The organism is Acetomicrobium mobile (assembly GCF_937920065.1).
Genome location: NZ_CALETC010000084.1, coordinates 1 through 4833, shown reverse-complemented (window position 1 = coordinate 4833; position 4833 = coordinate 1). Strand labels below are relative to the sequence as shown.

Sequence of the window (4833 nt, the reverse complement as noted above, 5' to 3'; positions counted from 1 at the left end):
CTTGGAGGCTTGAAATCCTAAGGCCAAGGAGCAGGCTTACCAATATGGCCGAGATGTGGGTACTGTGGTTGCTAAAGTTCATGAGCTTCAAAGAGGTGGCAAAGCTTCTTCACATATCCTACGGCAAAATTAAAAAGGTGTTGATGGACTTCGTGAGGATGGCTGACTTACCGGGATCAATGATAGACGACTTAGAAGAACTTCACCTAGGGATAGATGAACACAGTTTCAGGCATCAGGACATGGTGATAGTGGTGACAGACGTAAAGGCAAAGAGGGTGCTTGGAATACTAAAGGACGATCGCCTTTCTACCCTGGAGGAGTTTTTAAGGAAGATCCCAAGCCAAAGGGTCAAGGAAGTATGCATAGACATGAAGGAGGGCTTTAGAAAGTTGGCTCAAAGGCTTTTCCCCAAAGCCAATGTAGTCGTAGACCATTTCCACATCATAGCAGACGGAAACAGACGCATGGACGAGGCAAGGAGGATAGAACAAGACGTACGTAACAAAAGAAAAGTAAGGATACCCAAAAAGATATTCCTCGTGGGATTTGAGCGGTTAAGCGAAGGCGGAAAAGAAAAGCTAGACGAGCTTTTAAGCCAATACCCAAACCTCAAGGACTTTTACTGGGCTAAGGAAGCTTTGAGGAAACTTTACAGTGCAAGGGACAAAAAAGAAGCTTTAAGGCAGTTGGAGCTAGTCATCATAAACTTAAAGGCCTCTGACGACGCTGAAGCCCGAAGGTGGGCAAATACGCTTAAAAGATGGCGTGAGCCCATCTTAAATTACTTCGACAACAATACTACCAACGCCTATACCGAAGGATGCAATACGAAGGTGAAGATGCTAAAACGAATCTCTTTTGGCCTTAGAAACATAGAGGTCTACGTCAGAAAGATGATGCTAGGGTTCTTGCCACAGAAATTTTTCCACACTATTTGAAATAGAGCCTATATTTTGGGCCTATTCTGCCGCATAAAATCCTATTTTGACGGCAGCAACTACCTGCGGGAAAAGCCTGGCCTTTGCAAGGCCTTCCAGCCTAGTAGCATGGCCATCGATTACGACCTAGAAAAGGAGTTTGGCTTGAAGATACCCTACGTCGTGACCGTGAAAAATTCTGTGCTTCCGATCGTCAAAGACGAGCCCCATTTTAACATTTTTTCGGCTAAAACCGTTATCGTAATGGTAAAAGAGAAAAGCATTGGCTATAGAAGATATGCCTGATGCGCTCAAAAAAGACCTCATAGAAGCCACCGTCAGAGTCGTTAAGCTTGAGAGAGGAAGATACGAAGCCTCCGACCGTTGCGATAAGCCAGAAAGGGTCAATTACCTTTAAAAAAGAGCTTGGCAGGTTTGAAAGCATGAAACCGCAAGATCACGTTCTTGAAGCAACTCAAATCGGCGATGAAAACTACTTGATGATTTCGGCAAGCTTTGGCTGCTCATGCCGCCCATCGAGAGGGAAGCAGAAATTGTCGTTACCGACAAGGATTACGCCCCAGGCAGGTCTTAAAACTTCTAGCTGCTTGAGGGCAGATTTCCACACCATGCCAACGGGCTTAGATGATATTGTTTTTTAATGATAACAACAAACCAGCCAGGCGAGACAAGGAGATTTTCTATTAGAGGATCCTTCTTGTCCCGTATTTTGCTGACGTATCTTACTGATTTACATCTCTTCGCAATCCACATGCGGTATTTATGTCGAAAGTTCTTTCGCACCTTTCTTGTATTTGCAGACGCTGCCCTTTAGGGTATACTAAAAATCAACTTCAACTTCGGGAAATCCTACAAAAACTTGACGTGGTCTTTTATAAAATTATATTTGCATTTTTGCATATGCAGGAATATAATAATTGGCGACCAAAACAAGGGTGATTAACGCAGGCATCGGGGAGGCATAAGAAACATTTTGAACAATCCGGTGCACATTAGTTAATTAGAGGTGATGATAGTGACGGAAGAGATACCCTTAAAACTAAGTGCGCTTTCGGACGAAACCAGGCTTAGGATGATAAATATACTGCGTGGTGGGGAGCTTTGCGTTTGCGAGATTGCAGAGGCGTTGGGCATAAGCCAGACCAAGGCCTCAAGGCATCTTAACATACTAAAGACGGCCGGCATCGTGTCGGACAGGAGACAAGCCCAGTGGGTGTATTATTCTATCGTCGATGGACAGCCCGGCTTCTTTTATGCTTTGCTTGACGACCTGGATAATTTAAAGAAATTTCAGGATGATATCTCAGGTCTCAAAAGAAAATCATGCGAATGAGGAGGAAAAACTATGAAAGTTGAAATTTATGATCCACCCATGTGCTGTTCTTCCGGACTGTGTGGGCCCGCGGTGGACCCCGCGCTGGTGGCGATCAACGACGCCCTGCTGCAGTTAAAAAAAGAAGGCGTAGAGGTGGCAAGGTATATGATCAATCAAAACCCTATGGCCTTCAGGAGCAATCCCGATGTCATGAAGCTGATAAAGGAAAAGGGATCCCAGTCTTTGCCCATAACGATAGTAGACGGAAAAGTAATCAAATACGGATCATATCCGTCGTATGACGAAATCGTATCGAATATGATGGAGTTGATGGAAGGAGAGGCAAAAGATAAGGATGAGTAAGTATGTTTTCTTTTCGGGAAAGGGCGGTGTGGGCAAGACTTCCGCTGCCTGCGCCACCGCGTACCGGTATGCGTCGCAGGGCAACAGGACGATCATAGTTACCACAGATCCTGCCCCCAATCTTTCAGACGTGTTTGGCCAAAAGATAGGACATAAAGTTACAGCGATCAACGGCATCGACAACCTCTGGGCCATAGAGATCGACCCCGACAGGGCCGCTGAGGAATATCGCGAAAGGGAGCTTGCCCCTGTCAGGGAGCTTTTTGACGATGATATATTAAAGCTGGTGGAAGAGCAGCTTAACTCGCCGTGCACGGAGGAAATTGCTTCCTTCGATAAATTCGTGGACTTTGTGGATAACGACGACTATGATGTCGTGATATTCGATACTGCCCCTACGGGCCATACGTTGAGACTTTTGGAGCTGCCCGTCGACTGGAGCGCGTTCATAGACAAAAGTGCAAAAGGTACGGGTCAGACCTGCATGGGTCCCGTGGAAAACATAATGGGAAACAAGGAGAAATACGACAGGGCCATTAAAATCATGCGCGACAAAAGCTGCACGCGGTTCATATTTGTATTGAAACCGGAGGCCACTGCCGTTGCCGAGACCAAAAGGGCCATCGAAGAGCTAAAAACCATTGGCATCGCTGCCGATCTGCTCATCGTAAACGGCATTTATCCTGAGGAGGAATGCACGGATCCCTTCTTTAAAAAGCTTTACAACCTCCAACTTCGAAACTTGGGCGAGATCAAAAAGATCGGCCTGGCGTACATTATCGTGCCTTTATTCGACGAAGAGGTAAAAGGCCTCAACGGATTAAGGCGCATGGCAGATGCATTATTTGAGGAGGAACCGGTCAGATGAATTCATTAAACGATATCTTTTTTCCTGATAAAACTACGAGGAGGATATTTTTTGCAGGCAAGGGCGGGGTAGGCAAAAGCTCGCTGGCGGCGATAACCTCAGTGTATACCAGTGATAACGGGTTTAAGACGTTACTTGTCTCCACAGATCCGGCGTCCCATTTAAGCGACGTCTTTGAAAGCCATATAGACGAGACCATATCCCCAGTAAAGGGATTCGATAACTTATACGCCGTAAACATCGACCCGAAAAAAGCATATGAGGCCTACAAGGAAAGGACGTTGAGGCAGGCAATCGGCGTATATTCCGACGACATGGTAAAGGTGATGGAAGAAGAGCTCAACACGCCCTGCACGGAGGAAATGGCTACGTTTCAAAAGTTCATCGACTATCTTTTAGATACGAGTTTCGACGTGGTCGTGTTCGATACTGCCCCTACGGGCCATACGTTGAGGCTTTTGGAGCTGCCGACACAGTGGCTGAGCGAGCTTGCCGTCAAAAAGGAGCTTTCAAAGGAAAGCGAAAGGCTTGACAATTTGGCAAAGCATAGGTTCACGGATGCCCTTGACATCCTAAAGGATAAAGGCGCGACGAGTTTCGGCTTCGTCACTTATCCCGAAGAGACCCCCATAGTTGAAGCCCACAGGGCAGAAAAAGATCTTGAGAGGATGGGCATACCGACCAGGTTCGTCGTGGCAAACATGATACTGCCGAAGGAGCGATGTGTAACGCCCTTTTTTAAGAAGAGATACGAAATGCAGCAGAAGTATCTCAATATGATCGCCGATGTCTTTAGGGGCAAAACTGTCATGTGTTTTCCCATGCTGGATACGGAAATAGTGGGGAAGGAAAACCTGAAAAGAGCAAAGGAAGTATTGACAAGCTATAGTTCTTGTGAATTCAGTTGTAGCAAATAGGAAGTGAATTGATTACGTCCTATACTTCCTGTAAAAAGGGTGGCCTTCCCTTCGGAGGCCACCCAATGGAAAGGATACCAGCAAGTCAAAAGATGCGCAAGGAGTTTTAGGAACTGGCATACGGAAAAATTAAACACGAATCATTTTTTAAGCGAACTGATCAAAAAGGCAGCTGCCATAGTATTGCAAGAGATGCTCGAAGCAGAGGTGACTGATTTTTTGGGAAGGGGACATTACGAAAGGCAAACCGAGGGAAAAGAAAGTGGGTATAGAAATGGTTACGAGCCTTGTAAGATAAAGTCAGCTGAAGGAAACATCTGTGTATATAAACCTCAAGTTAGGGGGAGTGAGGAACCTTTTAATTCAAAGCTATGACATTTTGAGGGGTAACTCTCAGCTGCTTGAAAGGCTGGCCTTGGAAATGTGCGC

The 4833-nt window shown here is 45.9% G+C and carries 9 protein-coding genes; all 9 read left to right on the top strand.

Annotated elements, in window-relative coordinates; genetic code table 11:
- Nucleotides 1–941 (top strand): ISL3 family transposase (locus Q7P41_RS03490; protein ID WP_303882156.1); only part of this gene is annotated, 941 nt, incomplete at its 5' end.
- A gap of 15 nt (nucleotides 942–956) precedes the next feature.
- Complete coding sequence (locus Q7P41_RS03485; protein WP_303882155.1) at nucleotides 957–1226, top strand: hypothetical protein; 270 nt, start codon at nucleotides 957–959, stop codon at nucleotides 1224–1226.
- On the top strand, nucleotides 1204–1338 hold the full coding sequence (locus tag Q7P41_RS03480; protein ID WP_303882153.1) for a hypothetical protein: 135 nt from the start codon (nucleotides 1204–1206) through the stop codon (nucleotides 1336–1338). The genes Q7P41_RS03485 and Q7P41_RS03480 overlap by 23 nt, the downstream gene beginning before the upstream one ends.
- A 25-nt stretch (nucleotides 1339–1363) precedes the next feature.
- Nucleotides 1364–1582: a hypothetical protein gene (locus tag Q7P41_RS03475; protein WP_303882152.1), complete on the top strand. Its 219-nt coding sequence runs from the start codon at nucleotides 1364–1366 to the stop codon at nucleotides 1580–1582.
- Nucleotides 1583–1956: 374 nt separating this feature from the next.
- Nucleotides 1957–2274, top strand: a complete 318-nt coding sequence (locus Q7P41_RS03470; protein ID WP_303882151.1) for a metalloregulator ArsR/SmtB family transcription factor — start codon at nucleotides 1957–1959, stop codon at nucleotides 2272–2274.
- 12 nt (nucleotides 2275–2286) lie between these two features.
- Nucleotides 2287–2619 carry an arsenite efflux transporter metallochaperone ArsD gene (gene arsD / locus Q7P41_RS03465; RefSeq protein ID WP_303882150.1) on the top strand — a complete coding sequence of 111 codons (333 nt, stop codon included), beginning with the start codon at nucleotides 2287–2289 and terminating at the stop codon, nucleotides 2617–2619.
- Entirely contained in the window at nucleotides 2612–3487 is an 876-nt protein-coding gene (locus Q7P41_RS03460) for an ArsA family ATPase (RefSeq protein ID WP_303882148.1), read from the top strand. The genes arsD and Q7P41_RS03460 overlap by 8 nt, the downstream gene beginning before the upstream one ends.
- Nucleotides 3484–4404, top strand: a complete 921-nt coding sequence (locus Q7P41_RS03455) for an ArsA family ATPase (RefSeq protein ID WP_303882147.1) — start codon at nucleotides 3484–3486, stop codon at nucleotides 4402–4404. The genes Q7P41_RS03460 and Q7P41_RS03455 overlap by 4 nt, the downstream gene beginning before the upstream one ends.
- A gap of 39 nt (nucleotides 4405–4443) precedes the next feature.
- Nucleotides 4444–4779 carry a transposase gene (locus Q7P41_RS12700; RefSeq protein ID WP_369693132.1) on the top strand — a complete coding sequence of 112 codons (336 nt, stop codon included), beginning with the start codon at nucleotides 4444–4446 and terminating at the stop codon, nucleotides 4777–4779.
- Nucleotides 4780–4833: the final 54 nt, after the last annotated feature.

Excerpts from the sequence above, each read along its gene's own strand:
- Q7P41_RS03475 (WP_303882152.1), top strand. The coding sequence starts at position 1,364 with ATGAAACCGCAAGATCACGTTCTTGAAGCAACTCAAATCGGCGATGAA.
- arsD (WP_303882150.1), top strand. The coding sequence starts at position 2,287 with ATGAAAGTTGAAATTTATGATCCACCCATGTGCTGTTCTTCCGGACTG.
- Q7P41_RS03460 (WP_303882148.1), top strand. The coding sequence starts at position 2,612 with ATGAGTAAGTATGTTTTCTTTTCGGGAAAGGGCGGTGTGGGCAAGACT.
- Q7P41_RS03455 (WP_303882147.1), top strand. The coding sequence starts at position 3,484 with ATGAATTCATTAAACGATATCTTTTTTCCTGATAAAACTACGAGGAGG.